The following is a 24,044-nucleotide window of genomic DNA, read 5'->3' as shown; positions in this document are numbered from 1 at the left end:
CGTCCGCGCCCGGGGACCTCGCCGCCCAGGAGGTCCGCATGCCGCCCCTTCCCGCGCCCGAGCCGGTGGTCCGCGTCCCGGAGGCGCTGGCCGGCTCCCTGGCCGAGTACTTCGGCGACGAGGGCCGGCGGTGGGCGGCGGGCCTTCCGGCGCTCGCCGCCGAGCTGCTGGACCGGTGGTCGCTGCGCCCCGACGGCCCGCCCGCCCACGGTCTGGTGGGCCTGGTCCTCCCGGTACGGCGGGCGGACGGGACGCCGGCCGCACTCAAGCTCCAGCCGGTCGACGAGGAGACGGCCGGCGAGCCCGTCGCCCTGCGGGCCTGGAACGGCCGCGGCGCCGTCCGGCTCCTCGCCGACGACCGGGCGACCGGCTCGATGCTGCTGGAACGCCTCGACCCGGGCCGGTCCCTGCTCACCGTCCCCGACGACGGTGACGCGGTGGCCGTCCTCGCCGGCCTGCTGGCCGGCCTGACGAGCCGGCCGGCCCCGCCCGGCCTGCCCCGGCTGGCCGACGTCGCCGACGCGATGCTGGCCCGGGTGCCGGCGGCGTCGGCGCGGCCGGCCGGGCAGGCCGACCGCCGCCTGTTCGCCGACTGCGCCGCGGCCCTGCGCGAGGTGCGGCGCGAACCGGGGGACAGGCTGCTCCACTGGGACCTGCACTACGGCAATGTGCTCGCCCCCTTCGGCACCGACGGCCGGGCGCCCTGGTTGGCCATCGACCCCAAGCCGCTCGCCGGCGACCCCGGCTTCGAACTCCTCCCGGCCCTGCAGAACCGCTGGAGCGACCTCGTCGCGACGGGTGACGTCCCGCGGGCGCTCCGCCGCCGGTTCGACCTGCTGACCGACGTGCTCGCGCTCGACCGGGCCCGCGCCACCGCCTGGACGCTGGCGCGCGTCCTGCAGAACGCCCTCTGGGCCGTCGAGGACGGCGGGCCGGCCTTCGCCCCCGCCCAGCGCGCCGTCGCGGAGACGCTGCTGGGGTGACCACCGGGTCGTCCGGACAGTGCGGGCAGTGCGGGCAGCGATTCGGGCCGGGCCGCCCCGGGAGACCGCAGCGGTGGCGGGAGGCGCTACCGCCCCCGCATCGGAACGAAGCGGACCGGCGTCCCTGGGCGGGCCTGGGCGGCGGCGGCGAGGTCGGCGGGCGGGACGACGCCGAGGACGGGGTAGCCGCCGGTCGTCGGGTGGTCGGCGAGGAAGACGACCGGCAGGCCGTCGGGCGGGATCTGGACGGCGCCGAGCACCATCCCCTCGCTCGGCAGCTCGCCGGCGCGGGCCCGGGGGACCGCCGGGCCGTCGGTCCGCAGGGCGATCCGGTTGCTGGCCGGTGCCACCCGGTAGGGGGCGCCGGCCAGCCGGGCCACCGCCTGCGGGGCGAACCAGTCCGCGCGCGGGCCGAGCTGCAGGCGCAGGACCAGCTCGGTGGGCGGAGCCGGCAGCGGCACCAGCTCGGGCAGCGGCCGGTACGCCGGGCGGGGGCCGACCGGCAGCCGGTCGCCGCCGGCCAGCGGGGCCGGGCCGAGCCCGGAGAGCAGATCGGCCGAGCGGCTGCCGAGCACCGGCGGCACGGCGATTCCGCCCGCGACCGCGAGGTAGCCGCGGACGCCGTGGACGGCCGCGCCGACCTCCAGCAGCCCGCCGGCCGGGACGGCCACCGGTGCACCCCAGGCGGCCGGCCGGCCGTTCACCCGCACCTCGCAGGGCGCACCGGTGACGGCGACGAGCACCGGCCCGTCGGCGCGCACGGCCACCCCGCCGAGGGTGGTCTCCAGCGCGGCCGCGCCCGGTTCGTTGCCGACCAGCCGGTTGGCGGCCCGCAGGGCCGGCGCGTCCAGCGCGCCCGCCCGGGGCACGCCGAGGTGGGCGACGCCGCGGCGCCCGAGGTCCTGCACGGTGGTCAGCGGGCCCGGGCGGACGACCTCCAGCACCGTCCCCGTGCCCACCCCGCCGGCGGACCCGGCCGCCGCCGCTCCGGCCGGCCCGTCCCTGCCCGCCGGCTCAGCCACGGCCGCCGCGCACGGCCGTGAACCGCACCCGCACGCCGGGGGCGAGCAGGGCGGCCGGGTCGCGTGCGGTGTCCCAGAGCGGCAGGCCGGTCCGGCCGAGGAGCTGCCAGCCACCGGGGGAGGAGCGCGGGTAGACGCCGGTGTAGGGGCCGGCGAGGGCGACCGAGCCGGCCGGGACGCCGGTGCGCGGGGTGGCGCGACGCGGCACGGCGTACTGCTCCGGCAGGCCGGTCAGGTAGCCGAAGCCGGGCGCGAAGCCGCAGAACGCGACGACGTACTCGGGCCCGGTGTGGATCCGCACGGCGGCCTCGGGGGAGACGCCCCAGAGCTCCGCCACCTCGGCGAGGTCCGCGCCGTCGTACACGGTCGGTACGTCGAGCAGCGGGCCCGCGGCCGGGCCGGCGGCGGTCGGGCGGGCGGTGCGCAGCAGCGCGGTCAGGGCGCGGACGTCGGCCACCCCGTCCAGCAGGACGGTCCGGGCGGCGGGGACGATCTCCTCGACGGCGGGGAGCTCGCCGGCCGCCTGCCGCTCGCGCAGCCACGCGTACAGGGCGGCCACCTCGGCCGTTCCGGCGACCTCGACCAGCAGCGCGGCCGCCCCGACCGGCCGGATCTCCGGCGCCCCGGCGTCGTCCGCCCGCCCTGCCGCTGCCTGCCCTGCCGCCGCCGGGGCGGCGCTGCCGGCTGCCGCGGCGGTGCCCCCCGCCACCGTCACGTGAAGGCCTCCACCCGGACGCCGGCGGAGGCGAGCGCGCCGCGGATCCGCCAGGCGAGCTGGGCGGCGCCGGGGGTGTCGCCGTGGACGCAGAGCGAGCGCGCCTCGACCGCGATGGGCTCGCCGCCGACGGCCTCCACCACGCCGTCCCGGGCCATGCCGACGGCCCTGGTGATCACCTGCTCGGGGTCGTGCACCACGGCGTCCGGTTCGCGGCGCGGCACCAGCGTGCCGGCCCAGGTGTAGGCGCGGTCGGCGAAGGCCTCGGTGACCACGGGCAGCCCGACGCCTTCGGCGACGGCCAGCAGGCGGGAGCCGGGCAGGCCGAGCACCGGCAGCGGGCCGTCGCAGACCGCCCCGGCCCGGAGGACGCCGGCGACCACCGCTTCGGCCTGCTCGGAGTCGGCGACCACCCGGTTGTAGAGGGCGCCGTGCGGTTTGACGTAGGAGACGCGGGAGCCGGCCGCGCGGGCGAAGACCTGCAGGGCGCCGATCTGGTAGGCGATCTCGTCGGAGAGCTCCTCGGCGGGGACGTCCATCGCGCGGCGGCCGAAGCCGGCGAGGTCCCGGTAGGAGACCTGCGCGCCGATCCGGACGCCGCGCTCGGCGGCCAGTGCGCAGACCCGGCGCATGGTGGACGGATCCCCGGCGTGGAAGCCGCAGGCGACGTTGGCGCTGGTCACCACGGAGAGCAGGGCCTCGTCATCGGTCAGCGTCCACCGCCCGAACCCCTCGCCGAGGTCCGCATTGAGATCGATCACCGCATCGGCCACGCCCGTCCGCCCTCCAGCAGCTGTTGAGCCAGATGGTAGGGCCTGTGTGTCGCCGCCGGTGCCGCGCGGCCCGGGTGCCCCGGTGGAACGGGCACCCGGGTGGTCCCCCGGACGGCTCAGCCGGTGGTGGCGGCCCCGCCGTCGGCCGGGGTGCGGGCGCCGTCGGCGAGGGCGGCCCGCTCCAGCGGGCGCAGTGCGCGCAGCACGATCAGCAGCGGGACGACACCGACGATGCCGAACGACATGTCGATGAATCGCCAGCCCAGCGGGATGCCCCGGAGCGGGCCGCAGATCAGGGCCAAGGGGATGACTCCGGCGCACGCCAGGACGGCCCAGCGGATCACCCAGATGTTGCGCACCGGCTCCTTGATCGGGCCCCAGAACGCGGCGGCGATCACCAGGTGGGCGAAGGCCAGCCAGTCGGTGCCGTAGGCCAGGAACGGGTAGCGGGCGTTGGTGGCGGCGACGCCGTCGCGTGCCCGTTCGAGCCAGTCGGTCAGGGCCGGCAGGTGGTCGGTGAGGGGAGCGGCGGGGCCGGTGGCGAACTCCGCCGCCCACCGCGTCTCGGCCTCCAGCGGGAAGGCGGTCAGGCCGCTCAGGACCAGGCAGACCACGAACGCCCACAGCCAGCGCCGCACCCGCCGCAGGACCGCCCCGGAATCGGTGTCCATCGCGCAAACCTCCATGCCGAAGACCAGGCGGGCTCTTGTCCCACCTGCACGGCGCGACTCCAGACCGGTGAATTGAACGTGTTCAACTCAGGGGTGTGCGGCGCTCCGGAAGCCTGCCGGCCGGGGCCGGGGGCCCGGCCCCGCAGTCCGCTCCGCCCCCCCGGAAACGCCGGTGGCCGGGCACGGGGATCGTGCCCGGCCACCGAGGTGTCCGGCCGGCCGCGCGGGGTGCGCGGGCCGGGCTGCTATGCGGTGTAGGTGAAGCGGTCCGCGGCGACCACGGCGCTGGTCCCGCCCGCCGTCGTCACCGTCACGTCGACCACGCCGGTGCCCGCCGGGGCGGTCGCCGAGCACAGCGACGCGCCACAGGAGGAGCGGGTCGCCGGGACCCCGCCGAAGGACACCGTGCCGGAGGCCAGGTTCGTGCCCTGGACGTAGATCTGGGTCCCGGCCGGGCCGGTGGCCGTGGTCAGACCGGTGACCGCCGGGGCCGGCGGTGCCGGGGGAGCGGCGCCGGTGTAGTCGAACGCGCCGGCGGCCGCGGAGCCCCCGGGGGTGACCACGGTGACCGGCGTGCTGCCCGAGCCGCCGGGGGTGGTCACGGTGCAGCCGGTGCTGGTGCAGCTGCCGGCCGCGACGGAGCCACCGACCAGGACGAAGCCGTTGTCCAGGTTGCTGCCGGTCAGCGTGACGGCGGTGCCGCCGGCGCCCGGGCCGGTCGTGGTGCCGATGCCGGTGACCGCCGGGGCGGCCTGGGTGGCCGGGGCCTGCGGACCGCTGCCGAGCAGGTAGGTCGAGACGTTGTCGGACGGGTCCGCGTCGTTCCGGTTCGCGGCCGTCACCTTGATCGTGCCGGCCGGCTTGGTGCCGTGGGACTGCACGAACACCTTCATGAACTCACTGCGCCCCGGGGCGCGGTTGCCGGTGAAGAAGGCGTCCAGCCGGCGGGCGTCGGGCGAGATCGTCTGGGTGAAGGTGTAGTCCTGGAAGGAGGTGATCATCGCGCCGCTGGTGGTGAGGCCGGCCGGCAGTTCGACGGTGAGGTGGGTGACCCCGGTGAGGTCGGTGGTGCCCGAGGACTTCCAGGTCACCGAGAAGTTGGTGTTGTCGACCGGGAAGATCGGGTAGTTCCCGGCCTGGGTGACGGTCACGTTCGGACCGGCGACCGCCGGCTTGACGGTGCCCGCGGCGGTGGTGGCAGCGGTGGCGGTGGCAGCTGCCCCCGCGGTGAGGGTGGTCACGGCCAGTGCGGCGGTCACGCCGCCTCGTACCAGTCTGGTGATCATATGAGCATCATGGCGGGCCCGAGTTCGCCCCGCCGAGGTTTTCTCGAAAGCGGGTTCTATTGCGCCGCCGGCCCGTGGCCCGGGACCGCCCGAAAGGTCCGTTTCGGTCGAAGTCGGTACCTGCCTCTAATCTTGTCCACCGTGACCGCCATCGCTGACCCGCCCACCGAGTACGGGCCCCGGCCGCCCGCCGGGCCCGCCGCCGCCGCGCGGCCCGCGCCCGGCCCCGCCGCCGACGAGGGCCTGGCCCGCCGGCTCAAGGCGCTGGCCTGCACCGCCCCGCTGCACGACCTGGACGGCCGCAAGGGCATGCTGGCCGGCGAGTACGGCGGCTACGCGATGGCCGAGGTCGGCCTCGCCGCGATCGACCTGGTCACGCTGAACATGGACTTCGACACCGGGGCCGACCGCGACATAGTGCTCGCCCGGCTGCTGCCCCGGGTCGCCGCCCAGGCCTCCACCCGGCCGACCGCCGAGCACGAGCGGGTCGCCCGCTGGGTGCTGGAGTCGCTGATCAACGTCGGCAGTGTCGACCGCGGCTTCCGCGCCGTCTACGGCACCTTCGGCGCGGACGGCGCGTACGTCCGCCGGGACTACGACTTCAAGCTGATCGAGGAGGTGCCCGGCCCGGACGGCGGCGTCTACCTGCGCACCACCGACGAGGCGGTCAACGTCCTGGTCGGCGCCCTCGACACCGACGTCACCTCGGCCCAGATCGCCGCCGAGGTCAAGCTGGAGGTGCTGATCCGGCGCGGCCGCCTGGCCGACGCGCAGCTCGCCGCCGAGCAGGCCCGCTACCGCACCGTCCAGTACGCCGAGACGTTGCGCCGCGCCCTTGACGCCACCCGGCGCAACGTGCGCGCCGTCGACTGGATGCAGGCCGTCCCGGACCTGATCGACGAGGCGCTCGACCACATCGCCGACCGCTACCGGCACGAGAACGCGATTCTCACCAACATCCGCAAGGCCCGCGACGAGGCCGAGGAGCCCGAGCACAAGCGCCGCGCCGCCGAGCTGGTCGACATCGTCAAGGACTGCATCCGCCGCCACACCCAGTTGCAGACCCGCCTGCTGGAGGCCGGCCCGCTGTTCCGCGCCGAGCAGGACCGCCAGGCCTTCGCCGCGCCCGGCGCCCGCAGCGGCCTGGACCTCTACGGCCAGCTGCTCGCACCCGTGCTGCGCCTGCCGGTGGAGCAGGCCGTCCGGCCCACCGGTGCCTTCTTCGCCCGCGGCATTGGCCTGCGCACCCCCGTCTCGGTCCGGGTCGCCGACCTGGTCGACCTGCTGCTCACCCCGCCCGTCGAGCGCGAGCACCTGGGCGCCGAGCTGCCCGACCCGGACCTCGTCGCCACCCCGGACGACAGCCGGTTCTCCGAGGCCCAGCTGGAGTCCGCGCTGGAGCTGCTCGACCTGCCGGCCGACGCGCCGCGCCGGCTCTCCGGTCTGCTCGCCGACGCCCGCAGGCGTGACCCCGAGCTGCCGTACCTCGTCGCCCTGCTCGCCGTCCACGCGGCCAGCCCGCCGGTCGGCACCGCCTACCGCCAGGGCGAGGAGCGGCTGCTCTTCGCGGTCGACGACGGCACGGTGCTGCACGATCCGGAGTTCGGCGGCGCCGACCTCGTCGTCGGCAGCGCCCTGCTCGACGCGGCCGGCATGGCGGCCGACCGCAAGGACGCCGGTTGACGATCCCCCGGGCCCGCCGCACCGATCCGCGCAGCGATCCGTCCACCGGGCCCCGCACCGATCCGTCCACCGGACCCCGCACCGGGCCCCGCACCACGTACCGTCAGATCTGCCGCACCAGCAGCAACACCCCCGAGGAGCACCGCCCGTGACGACCCACCACGACACGTCCTGGGCGCCCGAGAGCGAACCCGCCGCACCCGCCGCGATCACCCCGGCGGACGTCGCCGACGCCGCCCGGCTGGTCTCGTTCGGGCTCCAGGCCAAGCTGCTCCCCGCCCGCGACGCCGAGTACGCCGAGCTGGTCCGCCGCCACCGCGAGGACCCGCCGTTCGCCCGGCTCGCCGACGCCGTCGCCACCGGCATGGGCCTGGTCGTGCTGGAGGTCTCGCCGCGCGCCGGCATGGCCGTCGCCGCCGCCGAGGACTCCGTCTTCGCCGTCCGGATGGGCGACTACTCGCGCCGCGCCGCCTCCGAGTCCACCGACCGGTTCCTGCACGGCCTGGCCCACCTCGCCGTCGCCGCGATGGCCTTCCCCCGCCCGGAGGACCTCGCCGACGACGGCTACCTCGGCCGGATCACCGTCAACGGCGTCGACTCCTTCGTCCGCCAGGCCTGCCGCCGGCTGGAGGAGCAGGCCGAGGCCGAGGGCGCCAACACCGACCCGCAGAGCGACGCGCCCGGGCTGGAGGCCGCCTGGCGGGTCTGGGCCCGCCGCACCGCGACCGGGGCCACCAAGGACGCCCGCCGGCTCTCCGGCTCGACCATCGGCATCGTCGCCAAGGCCGTGATGTTCCTGGTCGACTCCGGCTTCCTGCAGAAGACCTCCGACGACTCCGGCGGCACCTACCGCACCACCGCCCGCTACCAGCTCCAGGTCCGCGACCTCGCCGGCAGCGCCGCCATGGCCGAACTCCTCGACCTGGGCATCGTCCCGGTCTCGGACGGCACCGCCAGCCTGCTGCCGCCGGACACCGGCGACGAGCTGGTCGCCGACGCCGGCCTGCCGTTCCACTCGCTCTGAGCCCTCCCGAACCACCCGCACTGGAGAACCGCCGCACATGTACGAGCTCAACCGGGTCCGCCTCTACTCGATCGGACCGGCCGGCGCGCGCTACGCCGACACGGTGCTCGACCTGCGCGGCGTCGGCGAGCCGGTCGCCGACCCGGCCCCGCAGCAGATCGGTCTCTTCGGCGAGGAGGCCGACGGCCCGGTCCGCCGCCCCGCCCCGGCCGGCGTGCTCTTCCTGGAGAACGGCGGCGGCAAGTCCGTCCTGCTCAAGCTGATCTTCTCGGTGATGCTCCCCGGCCACCGCAACACCCTCGGCGGCGCCAGCTCCGGCGTGCTGCGCAAGTTCCTGCTCGCGGACGACTGCGGCCACGTCGCCCTGGAGTGGCAGCACACCGTCACCGGCGAGCTGATCGTGGTCGGCAAGGTCAGCGAGTGGCGCGGCCGCCAGGTCTCCTCCGACCCGCGCAAGTTCGCGGAGACCTGGTACTCCTTCCGCCCCGGCGCCGGCCTCACCCTGGACTCGCTGCCCGTCGCCGAGCGGGTCAGCCTCGCCGGCGACCAGAAGGCCCGCGGCCGCCGCCGCACCATGAAGGGCTTCCGCGACGCGCTCACCGAGGCCGGCAAGGCCCACCCCCACCTCGACCTGGTCTTCGAGGACGGCCACGACCGCTGGACGGAGCACCTCGGCGACCTCGGCCTCGACCCCGAACTCTTCCGCTACCAGCGCGAGATGAACGCCGACGAGGGCGAGGCGGCCGGCCTCTTCGCGGTCAAGCACGACAGCGACTTCACCGACCTGCTGCTGCGCGCCGTCACCGACACCCGCGACACCGACGGCCTGGCCGACCTCGTCCACGGCTTCGCCGCCAAGCTCGGCCGCCGCTCCGAACTCACCGCCGAACGCGACTTCACCGCCGGCTCGCTCGACCTGCTGGAGCGGATCGCCGAGTCCACCACCGTCCGCGAGGGCGTCCGCGAGGCCCACCGCACCGCCGAGCGCCGCACCCGCCGCCTCGCCCACGCCCTCGGCTCCCGCGCCGCCGCCGAACGCGACCGCGCCCAGGACCTCTCCATCGAGGTCGCCGCCGCCGCGAGCGCCGTCACCGCCGCCGAGGCCGACCGCACCCGGCACACCCTGATCACCGCCGAACTCACCCACCGGCACGCCACCCTGGGCCTGGCCGCCGCCACCACCGAGGCCGCCGCCCTGCGCCGCGAGCTCATCGAGGCCCGCACCCTGCACTCCGCCTGGCAGGCCGCCGAGACCGTGCTGCGCCAGCGCGCCGCCGCCGACCGGGTCGCCCGGGTCGCCGTCGCGATCCGCGAGGCCGAGCTCGACGCCGCCCCGGCGCTGGCCGCCCGCGCCCGGGCCGCCGCCGCGCTGGCCCGCGCCCTCGAAGCCGCCGCCGCGGCCGCCGAGACCCGCGCCGACACCGAGGAACTGCGCGCGGGCGAGCTCCAGGCCGACGGCGCCAAGGCCCAGACCGACGCCACCGAGGCCGCCACCGCCGCCCAGAAGGCCCGCAGCGAGGCCGACCACCTGCGCCAGCGCCTCGCCGAGGTCGAGCAGGAGACCGAGGCGGCCGTCCGGGCCGGCTTCATCGACGCCGACGGGGACGTCGACCCGGCCCGCGCCGCCCTGCACGCCGCCGACGTGGAGCAGACCGCGAGCGCGGCCCTCGCCCGGGCCCGCACCGCCGCCGAGTCCGCCGCGGCCCGGCTGCGCGAGTCCGCCGGCGCCGCCGGCCGCGCCGAACTGGCCGCCGCCCGCGCCCACGACGCCCGCAAGGCCGCCGCCCGGGCGCTCGCCGCCGAGCAGCGCACCGCCGCCCTGCTCGCCACCGAGCCCCGCCTCGCCGACCTGCTCGCGCTCACCCCCGCCCCCACCGACTGGAGCGAGGACGGCGCGGGCGCCGAGGAGGACGCCGGCTTCCTGACCCCCGCCGTCCTCGACCGCAGCGCCGAGTACCTGCGCGAACTCCTCGACGAGGCCATCGCCACCGCCGAGCGCACCCTGTTCGACCTGCGCACCGCCGCCGCCGACGACTCCCGCATCCTCGCCGCCCTCGGCGACGGCGGCCTGCTGCCGCCCGGCCCGGACGTCCTCGCCACCGTCGAGTACCTCGCCGAGCACGGCATCCCCGCCCTGCCCGGCTGGCGCTACCTCGCACAGTCCGTCGACCCTGCCGACCACGAGGCGATCCTCGCCGCCCGCCCCGAACTCGTCGACGGCGTGGTCGTCACCGACCCGAACTCCCTCGACCGGGCCCGCGAGGCCCTGCAGAGCGCCGCCCTGCTGCCGCGCTCCACGGTGGCCGTCGGCGCCGCCGCCGCGCTGATCGCCCCGATCACCGGCGAGCCCGCGTTCTTCCTCGTCCCGCCGAACCCGGCCATGCACGACGAGTCCGCCGCCGACGGCGAGCGCCGCGAACTGCGCGCCCGCGCCACCGCCCGCGAGGAGCACATCCGCGAACTCGCCGCCCGCCTCGGCGGCGACCGCGCCCTCGCCGCCCGCCTCGCCTCCTGGCACGCCAGCTGCCCGCCCGGCACCCTCGCCGAACTCGCCGCCGCCCACGAGGCCGCCCGCGAGCACGCCGAGCAGTCCGCCGCCGCCCTCGCCACCCTGCGCTCCGACCACGACGAGGCCGAGACCGACCACGCCGCGGCCGCCGCCGCCCACGAGGAGCACCGCGAGGCCGCCCAGCGCGCCCGCCGCCGCGCCGACGCCCTCTCCGGCCTCGCCTTCCGGCTGCGCGAGCGCGCCGGGTGGACGCGCCGCCAGCGCGAACTGGCCGAGGACGCCACCGAGTGCGACCGCCGCCAGGCCGTCCGCGCCGAGCGCGCCCGCACCTGCGACGAGGACCGCCGGGCCGCCCAGCGCGCCGCCGACGACGCCCGCCGCACCGCCCGCACACTGCGCGCCGAACGCGCCGAGATCCCCGCCGCCGAGCAGGCCGAGGAGCCCGCCGCCGACACCGCGCCCGTCGCGCTGCCCGCCCTGCGCGAGGCCTACCGCGCCGCCTCCCAGCTCTACGAGAAGGTCGGCGTCGGCGCCGACCTGCGCGCCGAGCAGGCCCGCGCCGAGGGCGACGAGGCCGCCGCCGCGACCGAGCTCGACCGCCTCACCAACAAGGTCCGCACCCGGGCCGAGGAACTGCTCGGCAGCCCCGACGGCGCCGACGGCCCCGCCCGCCAGGCCGCCGCCGCCCGCGCCGAGGAGCTGGTCGCCACCATCGAGGCCCGCTCCGCCACCGCCAGCGAGCAGCTCGGCCGGCTGCGCGGCGAGGCCGAGCGCTCCGCCCCCGCCGACGGCGAGGCGCACACCGAGCTGCCCGAGGACCTCGTCCCCACCGACCCCGAGCACGCCCAGCTCCTGCTGCGCACCGCCACCACCCGCCTCGCCGAGCGCCGCGAGACGGTCGAGACCGCCCGCACCGCCCACGCCGACCTGCAGCGCACCTACGACGCGGCGCAGACCGCCGCCGCCGACTTCGACGAGCACGCCGGACAGCTCCGCGACGGTCTGCGCGAGCACCCCGACGAGGACGGCGGGCCCGTCGAGCCCTACCTCGGCACCCTCGCCGACGCCCGGACCGCCGCCACCGAGGCCCGCCGCTCCCTGCGCACCGCGGCCGGCGAGCTCTCCTCCGCCGAACTGGCCGTCCGCGACGCCTCCGACGCACTCGTCCGGCACGCCAACGCGGCCCGCTACGAGGCCGTCCGCACCCCGGCCCGCCAGCAGATCCGCGAGCTGCCCGCCGCCGCGCTGCCCGACCACGCCGCCGCCTGGGCCACCGCCTTCGCCCCCCGGCTGCGCGTGCTCACCGACGAGCTCGCCCAGCTGGAGAGGAACCGCGGCTCGATCGTCGACCGGCTGCGCGGCCTGGTGGAGTCCTCGCTCACCACGCTGCGCGCCGCCCAGCGGCTCTCCCGCCTGCCCGAGGGCCTGGGGGAGTGGTCCGGCCAGGAGTTCCTGCGGATCCGCTTCGAGGACCCGGACCACGCCACCCTCGTCGAGCGCCTCGGCGAGGTCATCGACGAGGCGACCCGTGCCGCCGTCCGGAAGAACAGCGACCTGCGCCGCGACGGCATGTCGCTGCTGCTGCGCGGCGTCGCCGCCGCGATCGGACCGCGCGGCGTCTCCGTCGAGATCCTCAAGCCGGACGCCGTGCTGCGCGCCGAGCGGGTCGGCGTCGGCCAGATGTCCGACGTCTTCTCCGGCGGCCAGCTGCTCACCGCCGCCATCGCGCTCTACTGCACGATGGCCGCGCTGCGCGCCAACGACCGGGGCCAGTCCCAGCTGCGGCACGCGGGCACGCTCTTCCTCGACAACCCGATCGGCCGGGCCAACGCCACCTACCTGCTGGAGCTCCAGCGGGCGGTCGCCGACGCGCTCGGCGTCCAGCTGATCTACACCACCGGGCTCTTCGACACCACCGCGCTCGCCGAGTTCCCGCTGGTCATCCGGCTGCGCAACGACGCCGACCTGAGGGCCGGCCTGAAGTACATCTCGGTGGAGGAGCACCTGCGCCCGGGCCTGCCCGCCGCGCCGGACCCGGACGGTCCCGCCGTCCACGGCGAGATCACCGCCACCCGGATGTTCAAGCGGCCGGCGGAGGTTCCTGCGCAGGCATGAGCCGCCTACGGTGGTCCCCATGCTGACGATCGCTCACTTCAGTGACATCCATCTCGGCCAGGAGCACCACGGGGACGGCGGCAAGCGGGCCCGGCGGCGGGCCGAGCAGGTGATGGCGTACCTCGACGCCCTGCCCGGCCGGCTGGACGCGGTGCTCGTCACCGGGGACCTCGCCGACCACGGCCTGCCCGCCGAGTACGCGCAGGTGGCCGAGGTGCTCGCCTCGCGGCACCGGGTGCTGATCTGCCCCGGCAACCACGACAGCCGGGCGGCCTACCGGGAGGGGCTGCTCGGCGAGGCCCCCGCGGACGGCCCGGTCAACCGGCTGCACCGGCTGCCCGGCGCCGACGTGCTGATGCTCGACTCGTCGATACCCGGCCGCTCCGACGGCCTGCTCGACGACGGGACGCTGGCCTGGCTGGACGCCGAACTGTCCGGCGGGCGCACCGACCTGCCGGCGCTGGTGGCCTTCCACCACCCGCCGGTGGTCCTGCACGCGCCGACCGTCGACGGGATCCGCCAGTTCGGCGAGGCACGGCTCGCCGCCGTGCTGCGCCGCCACCCCCGGGTGGCGGCGCTGCTCTGCGGCCACTCCCACACCGCCGCGGCCACCACCTTCGCCGGCCTGCCGCTGCTGGTCGCCCCCGGTGTGGTCTCCACCGTCACGCTGCCCTGCGAGGGCGGGCGGGGCATCGACTTCACCCACCCGCCGATGTTCGCCTTCCACGTGCTGGCGGGCGACGGCGGGCTCACCACGCACTACCGGGCCGTTCCCCGGGGCTGACCGGACGGCAGGCCCGCGGCGGCCCGCGCAGCACGGCTGGGCCCAGGACGGTCAGGCCCAGAACGGTCAGGCGAAGGGCACCCGCGGCTGCCGCGTGCCCTGGGCGGCCGGGCCGCCGGCGGCGGGGCCGCTGCCCGGCGGTGCGGCGGGGCGGGGGAGCGGTCGCGCCTGCGGCGCGGGCCCGGCCGCCCGGCTGCCGGCCATCGGCGAGGCCGCGTTCGGCCCGCGGGCCCGCTGGGCCGCGACCTGACGCGAGATCATGATCTCCAGCAGGCACCACATGCAGCCGAACACCCCGAGCCCCATCGCCATCAGCGCGGGCGTCAGCAGCCAGCTGCCCGCGTACGAGGCCAGCGTCGCGACCAGCAGGCCGACCAGCGTGAAGGCGAGGCAGAGCACCGCCCGGATGGTGGCGGCCCGCACCTCGTCGGGCAGGCGGCGGCGACGGCGTGCGACGGACATCGGGCGACCCCCAGGAGCGGCCACGGTGGCAGGGCGTGCAGGACGGGCGCACGAATGCGCGCCTGCGCACACTCTGCCCCGTCGTACCCGGACCATGCGCCCGAATTCGCCGAAGTGCCGTCAAATGGTGTGATCTGTTCCGGAACCGCTCAGGGCGGCCTCAGCCCAGCTGCTGGTTGAGCTCCTCCAGCGCGCCCGTCACGATCGTGCGCATCGCCCGCTCCGCGTGCTCGGCGTCCCCCGCGCAGACCGCCTCCGCGACCTCCCGGTGCAGCCGGATCGCGTACGGCTCCGGCTGATGGGGCATCAGATGGTACTCGGTCCGGCCGGTCAGCACCGCCCCGACGGTGTCACCGAGGTGGGCGAACATCTCGTTGCCGGAGGCCTTCAGCACCGTGGCGTGGAAGGCGATGTCGTGCCGGAGGAAGGCCTCCAGGTCGGCGGCCCGCGCCGTCATCGTCAACTCGACTGCCAGAGCGCTGAGTTCACGGCGCTGGTCGTCGTCGGCGTGCACCGCGGCGAGTGCGGCGGCGGCCGGCTCCACGGCGACCCGCAGGGAGCCGAGCGACCGCAGCTGGGCCGGCCGGTCGCTGCCCGCCAGCCGCCAGCGGATCACCAGCGGGTCGAAGACGTCCCAGTCGGACTTCGGCTGCACGGTGATGCCCACCCGGCGCCGGGACGCCACCATGCGCATCCCCTCCAGGATCCGCACCGCCTCGCGGACGACCGTCCGGGAGACCCCGAACCGCTCCTCCAGGTCCTCGCTGCGCAGCACGGCGCCCTCGGGAATCTCGCCGGCCGCGATGGCCGGTCCGAGCTCGGCGAGCAGTCGGCCGGGCAGCCCCTGGATCTCCATCCGCCCAGCCTAGACGCCACAGCCCCGCGGCTCGCGCCCGGCCCCGCCGGGCCCGGCCCTGTCCTGCGCGGTCCCGCCCGGCCGCGCCTGCGGTGCCGGCCCCCGCTGCGCCGACTCCCGGCGTCCCGGCCGCCCGGGTCGGCCAGCTCAAAAGTATGACGATTTGGTTTCCGCTACTTGAATACGTCATATCTTTGGAGCGATAGTGGCGGCCTGGCAACGAAGGAGCACCACCCATGGCTCTCAGCGTCGAGAACCACGACACCCCCGCACCCACCGTCCCCGGCCCCCTCACGGTCGTGGTGATGGGTGTCTCCGGTGTCGGCAAGACCACCCTGGCCCGCCTCCTGGCCGACCGCCTCGGCCTCCCCTATGCCGAGGCGGACGACTTCCACCCGCCCGCGAACATCGCCAAGATGTCGGCCGGCGTCCCGCTGGACGACGAGGACCGCGCTCCCTGGCTGGGCGCCCTCGGCGGCTGGCTCGCGGAGCGGACCGCGGCCGGCACCGGCGGCGTGGTCACCTGCTCGGCGCTGAAGCACCGTTACCGCGACACCCTGCGCACCGCCTGCCCGGGCGCGTTCTTCCTGCACCTCAGCGGTGGTCACGAGCTGGTCGAGGACCGGCTCGCCCACCGCACCGGCCACTTCATGCCGCCGTCGCTGCTCGACTCGCAGTACGCCGCCCTGGAACCCCTCCGGGCGGACGAGCGCGGCGCCGTCCTGGACGTCGGCCCGTCCCCCGAAGACCTCGTCGAGATGGCCGTGGCGCTGCTGCGGCCCGTCAATGGAGACCTCGCGTGAGCTTGTCCCCCACCCTGCTCGCGGCCGCCCCACCGGCCCTGCCGCACACCAGCAGCGACACCCAGCTGCTGATCGCGGTGCTGCTCAGCATCGGCGCCATCGTGGTGCTGATCACCAAGCTGAAGCTGCACCCGTTCCTCGCCCTGACCCTCGGTTCGGCCCTGCTGGCCGTGGTGGCGGGAGCCCCCTTCGACAAGCTGCTGGGCAGCTTCTCCACGGGCTTCGGCGCCACCGTCGCGGGCGTCGGCCTGCTGATCGGGCTGGGCGCGATGCTCGGCAAACTGCTCGCCGACTCCGGCGGGGCGAACATCATCGCGGACACCGTGCTGTCGCGCTCCGGCCCCAGGGCCCTCCCCTGGGCGATGGCCCTGATCGCGGCCGTGCTCGGCCTGCCGCTGTTCTTCGAGGTCGGGGTCGTCCTGCTGATCCCGATCGTGCTGCTGGTCGCGCGGCGCGGCAACGTCCCGCTGATGCGCATCGGCATCCCCGCGCTGGCCGGGCTCTCGGTGCTGCACGGGCTCGTCCCGCCGCACCCGGGCCCGCTGGTGGCGGTCGACGCGCTCAAGGCCGACCTCGGCATCACCCTGGCCCTCGGCCTGCTGATCGCCGTCCCGACGCTGGTCGTCGCCGGTCCGCTGTTCGCCCGGGTCGCCGAGCGCTGGGTCGGTCCGCTGGAGATCCCGCAGGCCACCGCCCCGGCGGAGACGGAGAAGCCCGAGCACACCCCGAGCTTCGGCGCCGTCCTCGTCACCATCCTGCTGCCGGTCGTCCTGATGCTCGGCAAGGCCCTGGCCGACGTCGTGGTCGACGACCCCAAGGCGATGGTGCAGCGGGTGTTCGACTTCATCGGCTCCCCGCTGATCGCCCTGCTGGCCGCGACCCTGCTGGGCATGCTGACCCTCGGCCGGGCGGCGGGCTTCTCCAAGCAGCGGATCTCCGACACCGTCGGCAGGTCGCTCGGCCCGATCGCGGGCATCGTCTTCATCGTCGGCGCGGGCGGCGGCTTCAAGCAGACGCTGATCGACGTCGGCGTGGGCAACGCCGTCAGCGAGTGGGCGGGCAAGTGGCACATCTCGGCGCTGCTGCTCGGCTGGCTGATCGCGGTGCTGATCCGGCTGGCCACCGGTTCGGCCACGGTCGCCACCATCACCGCCGCCGGCATCGTCGCCCCGCTGGCCGCCGGCATGTCGTCGACCCACGCGGCCCTGCTGGTGCTGGCCATCGGCGCCGGCTCGCTCTTCTTCTCGCACGTCAACGACGCCGGTTTCTGGCTGGTGAAGGAGTACTTCGGGATGAGCGTCGGTCAGACCGTGAAGTCCTGGTCGGTGATGGAGACGGTGATCTCGGTGGTCGCGATCGCCCTGATCATGCCGCTCAGCCTGGTCATCTAGCGTCATCCGGCGTCATCCGGCGTCACCGCCGACGGCTGCCGCCGTCGGTGACCGCGCCGCACCGCCGAGGGCGGCACCCGCACCGGGTGCCGCCCTCGGCGCGTTCCCGGCCGCTCGGCCCGGCAGCGCACCGAGGACGGCGGCGGTCGCGGCCGGCAGGTCCTCCGCGACCTCGCCGCCCGCCGCGGTCCGGGCCGGCAGCCCCTCCCGCGCGGCCAGGACCGCCGCCGCGGCCTGCGCCGCGGTGGCACCCGGCGGCACCAGCTCCGGCAGCGCCCGCTCCCGCGGTTCGGGCACCCTCGCGCCGGGGGCCCACGCCGACCTGCTCGTCGTCGACGGCGACCCGCTGGAGGACCTCGGCGTGCTGATGGCCCCGGACCGCCACCTGCGCCACGTGGTCAGGGCGGGCGCGGTGGTCCGACCCGCGGCCGCGCCCCGCAGCCCGGGAATGCCGGAGGGCGGGCGCCCCCAGCCCTGGGGTGCCCGCCCTCCGAGTCCTCGCGGCGCCCGCCCGCGCCGCGGCTGCTCGCCGGCGGCTACTGCACGGTGCTGCTCGGTCGGTGCTGCCTACTCGGTGCTGCTTACTTGGTGCCGCGCTTCGCGAGGAAGGCGTCGACCTCGCTCCGGATCTCCGGGGTGTCCAGGCCGCGCACGGTCATCGTGGTGCGGCGGCGCAGCACGTCGTCCGTGGTGTAGGCCCACTCGCTGTCCGCGGCGTAGGCGACCTGCGCCCAGACGTCCGGACCGTCCTCGTGGATCGGCCGGCCCAGCTCCGGGTTCTCGTCGATCATGCGGGCGATCTCGAAGGAGAGCGTGCCGTAGTGGCTGGCCAGGTGCCTGGCGACGAGCGGCTCCATCCGGGAGCCGGGCTCGCGGTCGATGAGCAGGCGGTGCGCGACGGCGTTCGGTGCGCCGACGCCGGGCAGCGGCACGGTCGCGGCGATCGGGGACATGTCCTCGCCGAGGCTGGTGCCGGGCACGTGGGCCAGCTTCTCCAGCACGGTGCGGCCGATGTGCCGGTAGGTGGTCCACTTGCCGCCGGCGACGGAGAGCATGCCGCCCCGGCCCTCGGTGACGACGGTCTCGCGCTTGGCGGCGGCGGTGTCGCCGGGGCCGCCGGGCAGCACGCGCAGGCCGGCGAAGGAGTAGGTGATCAGGTCGCGGTCGAGGTGCTCGTCACGGATGGCGTGCGCGGCCTCGCCCATGATCTGGTCGATGTCCGCGTCGGTGGCCCGGACGTCCTGCGGGTCGCCGGTGTACTCCTCGTCGGTGGTGCCGAGCAGGACGTGGTCCTCCCACGGGATGGCGAAGGAGACGCGGTACTTGTCGATCGGGATGGTCAGCGCGGCCCGCCACGGGGAGCGGCGCTTGACCACGACGTGCGCGCCCTTGGAGAGGCGGATCGACGGCGCGGCGCCGGCGTCCTCCATCGTGCGCAGGTGGTCGACCCAGGGGCCGGTGGCGTTCAGCACCAGGCGGGCGTTGACACCGAACTCGGTGCCGTCGAGGCGGTCCTTCAGGTCCGCGCCGGTGACCCGGCCGCCGGTGAAGCGCAGGCCGGTGACCTCGGCGTGGTTGAGGACGACGGCGCCGGCGTCGACGGCGGCGCGCACCGTCATCACCGCGACGCGGGAGTCGTTCATCTGGTGGTCGCCGTAGACGGCCACCGAGCGCAGGCCCTCGGTGCGCAGCGCGGGCACCTGCTGGGCGGCGTGCGCGGCGGTGGAGACCCGGCCCATGCCGTCGCGGAACGCGGAGAGCGCCGAGTAGAGGAAGACGCCGGCGCCGAGCTTCGGGGCGCTGTGCGGGCCGCCCTTGTAGACCGGCACGAAGAAGGTCAGCGGGTTGACCAGGTGCGGGGCGACGTCGGTGGCGAGCGCGCGGCGCTCCTTGTGGTTCTCGGCGACCAGCCTGACCGCGCCGGTCTGCAGGTAGCGCAGGCCGCCGTGGACCAGCTTGGAGGAGGCGCTGGAGGTGGCACCGGCGAAGTCGCCGGCGTCGACCATGGCGACCTTCAGGCCCGCCTGGGAGGCGGTCCAGGCGACGGCCGTGCCGAGGATGCCGCCCCCGATCACCAGCAGGTCGTAGGTGGCCTTGCCCAGCAGCTCGCGGGTCTCGGCGCGGGAGGCGGTGCGGCCGGCGGTGCGCTCGGCACCCAGGGTCGGGATGGTTGCCATGGTGTGTGTCACGGCGCCGCGGGTCGGGCGGCGCCGTTACTCCTCTCGGTGTGCGGTGCGGCCCCTGTGGAGAGGCCGGTCGGCCCGGTGCGGCGGGCCGGTGGAACGGGGGCAAGCCGGTCGGGGCCCGGGGGCCCCGACCGGCTTCGCGGTCAGACCTGCTCGTCCTCCTCCACCCAGCCCATGGTGCGCTCCACGGCCTTGAGCCACTTCTTGTACTCGCGCTCCCGGGTGGCCTCGTCCATCCGCGGCGTCCACTCGGCGGCGCGGTGCCAGTTGGCCCGCAGGGTGTCCAGGTCGCTCCAGAAGCCGACCGCCAGGCCGGCCGCGTAGGCGGCGCCGAGCGCGGTGGTCTCGGCCACGTACGGGCGCTCGACCGGGGCGTTCAGCACGTCGGCGATGTTCTGCATGAGCAGGTTGTTGCTGGTCATGCCGCCGTCGACCTTGAGGGCGGTGAGCTCGACGCCGGAGTCCTTCTGCATGGCGTCGACGACCTCGCGGGTCTGCCAGGCGGTGGCCTCCAGCACGGCCCGGGCCAGGTGGCCCTTGGTGACGTACCGGGTCAGGCCGGCGATCACACCGCGGGCGTCGGAGCGCCAGTACGGGGCGAACAGACCGGAGAAGGCCGGGACGAAGTAGGCGCCGCCGTTGTCCTCGACGGTGTTGGCGAGGGTCTCGATCTCGGCGGCGGTCGAGATGATGCCGAGCTGGTCGCGCAGCCACTGCACCAGCGAGCCGGTGACGGCGATCGAGCCTTCCAGGGCGTAGACCGGCTTCTGGTCGCCGATCCGGTAGCCGACGGTGGTCAGCAGGCCGTGGTAGGAGTTGACGACGTCCTCGCCGGTGTTCAGCAGCAGGAAGGTCCCGGTGCCGTACGTCGACTTGGCCTCGCCCTTGTCGAAGCAGGTCTGGCCGAACAGCGCGGCCTGCTGGTCGCCGAGCGCGGAGGCGACCGGGACGCCCGCCAGGTCGCCGACGGCCTCGCCGTAGACCTCGGCGGAGGAGCGGATCTCCGGCAGGACGTTCAGCGGCACGCCCATCGACTCGGCGATCTTGTCGTCCCACTGCAGGGTGTGCAGGTTCATCAGCATGGTGCGGCTGGCGTTGGTGACGTCGGTGACGTGCTTGCCGCCGTCGACGCCGCCGGTGAGGTTCCAGATCACCCAGGTGTCCATGGTGCCGAACAGGATGTCGCCGGCCTCGGCGCGCTCGCGCAGGCCCTCGACGTTGTCCAGCAGCCAGCGGATCTTCGGGCCGGCGAAGTAGCTGGCCAGCGGGAGGCCGGTCTCGCGGCGGAAGCGGTCCTGCCCGACGTTGCGGCCCAGCTCGCGGCAGAGCCCCTCGGTGCGGGTGTCCTGCCAGACCAGCGCGTTGTGCACCGGCTCGCCGGTGTTCTTGTCCCACAGGACGGTGGTCTCGCGCTGGTTGGTGATGCCGATCGCGCGGATGTCGTCCTTGGTCAGTCCGGCCTTCTCCAGCGCGCCGCGGACGACCGACTGCACCCGGGTCCAGATCTCGGCGGCGTCGTGCTCGACGTATCCGGGCTGGGGGAAGATCTGCCGGTGCTCCTGCTGGTCGACCGCGACGATCCGGCCGTCCGCACCGAAGATGATGCAGCGGCTGGACGTGGTGCCCTGGTCGATCGCGGCGATGTAGTTGCCCGTGCCAGTGGAGGTCATGAGGGTCCTCGGCTCAAGATGGGGGATTCGGGTGGGTGGGTCCGACTGTCCGGTCGGTCCCCGTGCTCGGGCTGGGCTAAGCCTGGCCCCGGGAGGACGGCCGTTTCCCGAAGGCGGTGATTCCGGAAACGGCCCTTCCAGCAGACGGCGCTTCTAGAAGATGACGTTGTAGAGGCCGCCGGCCAGCAGACCGCCGACGACCGGGCCGGCCACCGGGATCCAGGCGTACGACCAGTCCGAGCCGCCCTTGTTCGGGATCGGCAGCAGCGCGTGCACGATGCGCGGGCCGAGGTCGCGGACCGGGTTGATGGCGTAGCCGGTCGGGCCGCCGAGCGAGAGGCCGATGCCGACGACGGTGAAGGCCACGATCAGGATGCCCAGGCCGGACTCGCCCAGACCCTTGTTGACGCCCTGGGTGAGGATGCCGAAGCAGAGCACGAAGGTGCCGATGATCTCGGTGAGCAGGTTCTGGACGGGGTTCCGGATCTCGGGGCCCGTCGCGAAGATGCCCAGGGTCGGCTCCTTGTTCTCCTGGAACTGGCCGAGGTAGGTGGCCCAGACGAGGACGGCGCCGATCATCGCGCCGAGCAGCTGGGAGCCGAGGTAGACGGGGACGTCGCTCCATTCGCCGGACTTCACGGCGAGGGCCAGGGTCACGGCCGGGTTCAGGTGCGCGCCGGACTTCGGGGCCGACATGTAGGCGGCGATCATCACCGCGAAGCCCCAGCCGAAGGTGATCGCCAGCCAGCCGGCGTTGATGGCCTTCGACTTCTTGAGCGTCACGGCGGCGCAGACGCCGCCGCCGAGAAGTATCAGGGCGGCGGTGCCGAGGGTTTCGCCGACGAAGATGTCGCCGGTGGAGAACGCGGACACAAAGACTCCCTTGTCCATATGGCCCGGAGGTGCGGGTGGGGGCAGGTGACCGAGCGATCACTGTGCGGGTGAGCGCGTTGTGGGAGAGGTTCGCTCGGCCATCGTTCGACAATGTCGACCGTCATGCGGAAGCTTCCTCCCCGGGCCACCTTCACGTCAAGGCCGGGTTACGCAGCTGTGACCCTTCACTCGAAGTTACCAATCGGATATCCCTAAATACGGACAAAACGCTAAGGCGCGGACAGGCAACCCGCCTGTCCGCGCCTCAGCGTGAACGTCAGATGTCCGGCGCGGGCTCCGCGCGCCGCGCCGTCAGAACCGCCCGGCCCCCAGGTCCCGGGAGATCGCCCGGGCCGCGCTGCGCACCGAGGCGACCAGCGACGGCCTCACGAAGCCGTCCTCGCAGACCCGCTCCACCGCACCGCTGATGCAGACCGCGCCCACCGGGTTGCGCCGCCGGTCCTGGATCAGCGCACCGATCGAGGCCACGCCCTCCCAGGTCTCCTCGATCGAGTCCGCCCAGCCCCGCTCCCGGGTCAGCGCCGCCTCGGCGTCCACGTCGGCCGAGTCGGTCAGTGTCCGCGCCGTGTACGCCTCGAACGGCCCCGGGCCCAGCTCGCCGCGGGCCACCGGGTCGTAGGCCAGCAGGACCTTGCCCAGTGCGGTGGAGTGCAGCGGCTGCATCGAGCCGACCTCCAGGACCTGCCGGGTGTCGTCCGGGCGGAACACGTGATGCACGATCAGCACACCCTGCTGGTGGAGCACCCCCAGATAGACGGTCTCGCCGGCCGCCCGGGCCAGGTCGTCCGCCCAGACCAGGGCCCTGGCCCGCAACTCGTGCACGTCCAGGTAGCTCTGGCCCAGCCGCAGCAGCTCGGCGCCCAGCTGGTACTTGCCGCTCTCCGGGTCCTGCTCCACGAACCCCTCCTGCTGGAGGGTGCGCAGGATGCCGTGCGCGGTGCCCTTGGCGAGGTCCAGCGCCGTCGCGACCTCGGAGAGCCCGAGGCGGCGCTCGCCGCCGGCCAGGAGGCGCATGATCGCGGCGGCCCGGGAGAGCGACTGGATCGGGCCGGGCATTCGGTACCTCCGCTGACAGGCGGTCGGCATTGTCGACCGCAGTGGTAACGGCACGAGTCTGCCAGGCCGCCCCCGGTCCGTGCACCTTCCCCCTCGGTAACGACGCCCGGCAAGTGCTGTCCGGCAGGTGGCGCACGGTGGTGCCGATCGGCGGGTTGCCGTCCGGCGGGAGGCGCCCGGGGGGTTCAGCTGCGACCGCGCGCCACCTCGGCGGCCAGCCTGCCGATCTCCCGCGGCCCCACCCGGCAGCAGCCGCCGACCAGCCGGGCCCCGTCGGCCAGCCAGCCGCCCACCCGGTCCGCGCGGAACGTGGCACCGCCGCGCCACGCCCGGGCGCCGGCGTCCCAGCCCTCGCCGCTGTTCGGGTAGACCACCACCGGCTTCCCGGTCACCCGCGCCGCCGGCGCCACCGCCCGGTCCGCGTCCTCGGGGGTGCAGCAGTTCACCCCCACCGCCACCACCTCGTCCGCCTCCGCGGCCAGGGCGAAGGCCTCCGCCAGCGGCTGCCCGGCCCTGGTCCGCCCGCCCGCCACGCTGTACGACAGCCAGGCCGGCACCCCGAGCCCGCGGACCGCCCGCAGCAGCGCGCGGGCCTCGTCCGCGTCCGGCACCGTCTCCAGCGCCAGCACGTCCGGCCCGGCCGCCGCCAGCACCTCCAGGCGCGGGCGGTGGAACGCCTCCAGCTCGCGCACCGTCAGCCCGTACCGGCCCCGGTACTCCGAGCCGTCCGCGAGCACCGCGCCGTACGGGCCCACGGACGCGGCCACCCACCGCGGCCGGCCCGCCGCGGTCGCCCCGGCCGTACCGGCAGCTCCGCCCGCCCCGGCCGCCGGCGGCGCCGCTCCGGCCTGCCGGGCCGCCTCCCGCGCGAGCTCCACGCTGCGCGCCAGCAGCCCGGCCGCCGCCGCCCGGCCCACCCCGCGCCGGGCGAACCCCTCGAAGCTCGCCTGGTAGCTGGCCGTGATCGCGACCTCCGCCCCGGCCTCGAAGTACGCCCGGTGCGCGGCCACCAGCGCCGCCGGATCGTCCGCCAGCAGGCGCGCCGACCAGAGCGCGTCCGTCAGGTCGTGCCCGGCCGCGGCCAACTGGTTCGACAGCCCGCCGTCCAGCACCAGCGGACCGGCGGCCAGTGCCGCGGCGAAGCCGTTCCCGCTCATCGAA

21 protein-coding genes are annotated in these 24,044 nt (G+C 75.5%); 8 read left to right on the top strand and 13 right to left on the bottom strand.

Going from position 1 to position 24,044, the window contains the following annotated elements; genetic code table 11:
- Positions 1-38: 38 nt before the first annotated feature.
- Positions 39-983, top strand: coding sequence for an aminoglycoside phosphotransferase family protein (locus tag OH807_RS08330; protein WP_406195805.1), 945 nt, complete (start codon positions 39-41; stop codon positions 981-983).
- Between the two features lie 86 nt (positions 984-1,069).
- Here the strand turns inward: OH807_RS08330 and OH807_RS08325 are convergent, their stop codons facing one another.
- From OH807_RS08325 to OH807_RS08305, 5 genes are all read right to left on the bottom strand, one after another.
- On the bottom strand, positions 1,070-1,942 hold the full coding sequence (locus OH807_RS08325) for a biotin-dependent carboxyltransferase family protein (protein WP_406195803.1): 873 nt from the start codon (positions 1,940-1,942) through the stop codon (positions 1,070-1,072).
- 55 nt (positions 1,943-1,997) lie between these two features.
- Positions 1,998-2,618: a 5-oxoprolinase subunit PxpB gene (gene pxpB, locus OH807_RS08320; RefSeq protein ID WP_406210797.1), complete on the bottom strand. Its 621-nt coding sequence runs from the start codon at positions 2,616-2,618 to the stop codon at positions 1,998-2,000.
- Between the two features lie 98 nt (positions 2,619-2,716).
- Positions 2,717-3,493 (bottom strand): LamB/YcsF family protein, encoded by a 777-nt coding sequence (locus OH807_RS08315; RefSeq protein ID WP_406195801.1) that lies wholly within the window; start codon positions 3,491-3,493, stop codon positions 2,717-2,719.
- Positions 3,494-3,609: 116 nt separating this feature from the next.
- Positions 3,610-4,164, bottom strand: coding sequence for a hypothetical protein (locus tag OH807_RS08310; RefSeq protein WP_406195799.1), 555 nt, complete (start codon positions 4,162-4,164; stop codon positions 3,610-3,612).
- 245 nt (positions 4,165-4,409) lie between these two features.
- Complete coding sequence (locus tag OH807_RS08305) at positions 4,410-5,450, bottom strand: IPT/TIG domain-containing protein (protein ID WP_406195797.1); 1,041 nt, start codon at positions 5,448-5,450, stop codon at positions 4,410-4,412.
- A 141-nt stretch (positions 5,451-5,591) separates the two neighbouring features.
- Between OH807_RS08305 and OH807_RS08300 the strand changes: the two genes are divergently transcribed.
- Genes OH807_RS08300 through OH807_RS08280 form a run of 5 tightly spaced genes read left to right on the top strand, consistent with a single transcriptional unit; the run spans position 5,592 to position 13,565 of the window.
- Positions 5,592-7,133 carry a hypothetical protein gene (locus OH807_RS08300; protein WP_406195795.1) on the top strand — a complete coding sequence of 514 codons (1,542 nt, stop codon included), beginning with the start codon at positions 5,592-5,594 and terminating at the stop codon, positions 7,131-7,133.
- On the top strand, positions 7,130-7,285 hold the full coding sequence (locus OH807_RS08295; protein WP_406195792.1) for a hypothetical protein: 156 nt from the start codon (positions 7,130-7,132) through the stop codon (positions 7,283-7,285). The genes OH807_RS08300 and OH807_RS08295 overlap by 4 nt, the downstream gene beginning before the upstream one ends.
- Positions 7,282-8,157 carry a hypothetical protein gene (locus tag OH807_RS08290; protein ID WP_406195790.1) on the top strand — a complete coding sequence of 292 codons (876 nt, stop codon included), beginning with the start codon at positions 7,282-7,284 and terminating at the stop codon, positions 8,155-8,157. Before OH807_RS08295 ends, OH807_RS08290 begins: the two co-directional genes overlap by 4 nt.
- Before the next feature lie 37 nt (positions 8,158-8,194).
- Positions 8,195-12,781, top strand: a complete 4,587-nt coding sequence (locus OH807_RS08285) for a hypothetical protein (protein WP_406195787.1) — start codon at positions 8,195-8,197, stop codon at positions 12,779-12,781.
- 19 nt (positions 12,782-12,800) lie between these two features.
- Positions 12,801-13,565 (top strand): metallophosphoesterase, encoded by a 765-nt coding sequence (locus OH807_RS08280; RefSeq protein ID WP_406195785.1) that lies wholly within the window; start codon positions 12,801-12,803, stop codon positions 13,563-13,565.
- A gap of 66 nt (positions 13,566-13,631) precedes the next feature.
- Here the strand turns inward: OH807_RS08280 and OH807_RS08275 are convergent, their stop codons facing one another.
- On the bottom strand, positions 13,632-14,027 hold the full coding sequence (locus OH807_RS08275; protein ID WP_406195783.1) for a hypothetical protein: 396 nt from the start codon (positions 14,025-14,027) through the stop codon (positions 13,632-13,634).
- A gap of 160 nt (positions 14,028-14,187) precedes the next feature.
- Positions 14,188-14,883, bottom strand: a complete 696-nt coding sequence (locus tag OH807_RS08270; protein WP_406195779.1) for a FadR/GntR family transcriptional regulator — start codon at positions 14,881-14,883, stop codon at positions 14,188-14,190.
- 236 nt (positions 14,884-15,119) lie between these two features.
- On the opposite strand from OH807_RS08270, the gene OH807_RS08265 reads away from it, so the two are divergent.
- A complete protein-coding gene (locus OH807_RS08265) occupies positions 15,120-15,686 on the top strand; it encodes a gluconokinase (protein ID WP_406195777.1) in 567 nt (188 codons plus the stop codon).
- A 2-nt stretch (positions 15,687-15,688) separates the two neighbouring features.
- Positions 15,689-17,077: a GntP family permease gene (locus OH807_RS08260; RefSeq protein ID WP_406210794.1), complete on the top strand. Its 1,389-nt coding sequence runs from the start codon at positions 15,689-15,691 to the stop codon at positions 17,075-17,077.
- Positions 17,078-17,089: 12 nt separating this feature from the next.
- Here the strand turns inward: OH807_RS08260 and OH807_RS08255 are convergent, their stop codons facing one another.
- The 6 genes from OH807_RS08255 to mmuM form a co-directional block, all read right to left on the bottom strand.
- A complete protein-coding gene (locus tag OH807_RS08255) occupies positions 17,090-17,374 on the bottom strand; it encodes a hypothetical protein (RefSeq protein WP_406195774.1) in 285 nt (94 codons plus the stop codon).
- A 284-nt stretch (positions 17,375-17,658) separates the two neighbouring features.
- Positions 17,659-19,254, bottom strand: a complete 1,596-nt coding sequence (locus OH807_RS08250; protein WP_406195772.1) for an FAD-dependent oxidoreductase — start codon at positions 19,252-19,254, stop codon at positions 17,659-17,661.
- 152 nt (positions 19,255-19,406) lie between these two features.
- The gene (glpK, locus tag OH807_RS08245) at positions 19,407-20,933 is read right to left on the bottom strand and encodes a glycerol kinase GlpK (RefSeq protein WP_406195769.1); all 1,527 of its coding nucleotides are present in this window, start codon (positions 20,931-20,933) and stop codon (positions 19,407-19,409) included.
- A gap of 153 nt (positions 20,934-21,086) precedes the next feature.
- Positions 21,087-21,806, bottom strand: a complete 720-nt coding sequence (locus tag OH807_RS08240) for an MIP/aquaporin family protein (RefSeq protein ID WP_406195767.1) — start codon at positions 21,804-21,806, stop codon at positions 21,087-21,089.
- Between the two features lie 312 nt (positions 21,807-22,118).
- A complete protein-coding gene (locus OH807_RS08235; RefSeq protein WP_406195765.1) occupies positions 22,119-22,883 on the bottom strand; it encodes an IclR family transcriptional regulator in 765 nt (254 codons plus the stop codon).
- Positions 22,884-23,068: 185 nt separating this feature from the next.
- Positions 23,069-24,040, bottom strand: coding sequence for a homocysteine S-methyltransferase (gene mmuM, locus OH807_RS08230; RefSeq protein ID WP_406195763.1), 972 nt, complete (start codon positions 24,038-24,040; stop codon positions 23,069-23,071).
- Positions 24,041-24,044: the final 4 nt, after the last annotated feature.

Source organism: Kitasatospora sp. NBC_01560, assembly GCF_045208415.1.
In the GTDB taxonomy this organism is placed as follows: domain Bacteria; phylum Actinomycetota; class Actinomycetes; order Streptomycetales; family Streptomycetaceae; genus Kitasatospora.
Note: the sequence above shows the minus strand (reverse complement) of the source record. Positions and strands in the feature narration are given on the sequence as shown.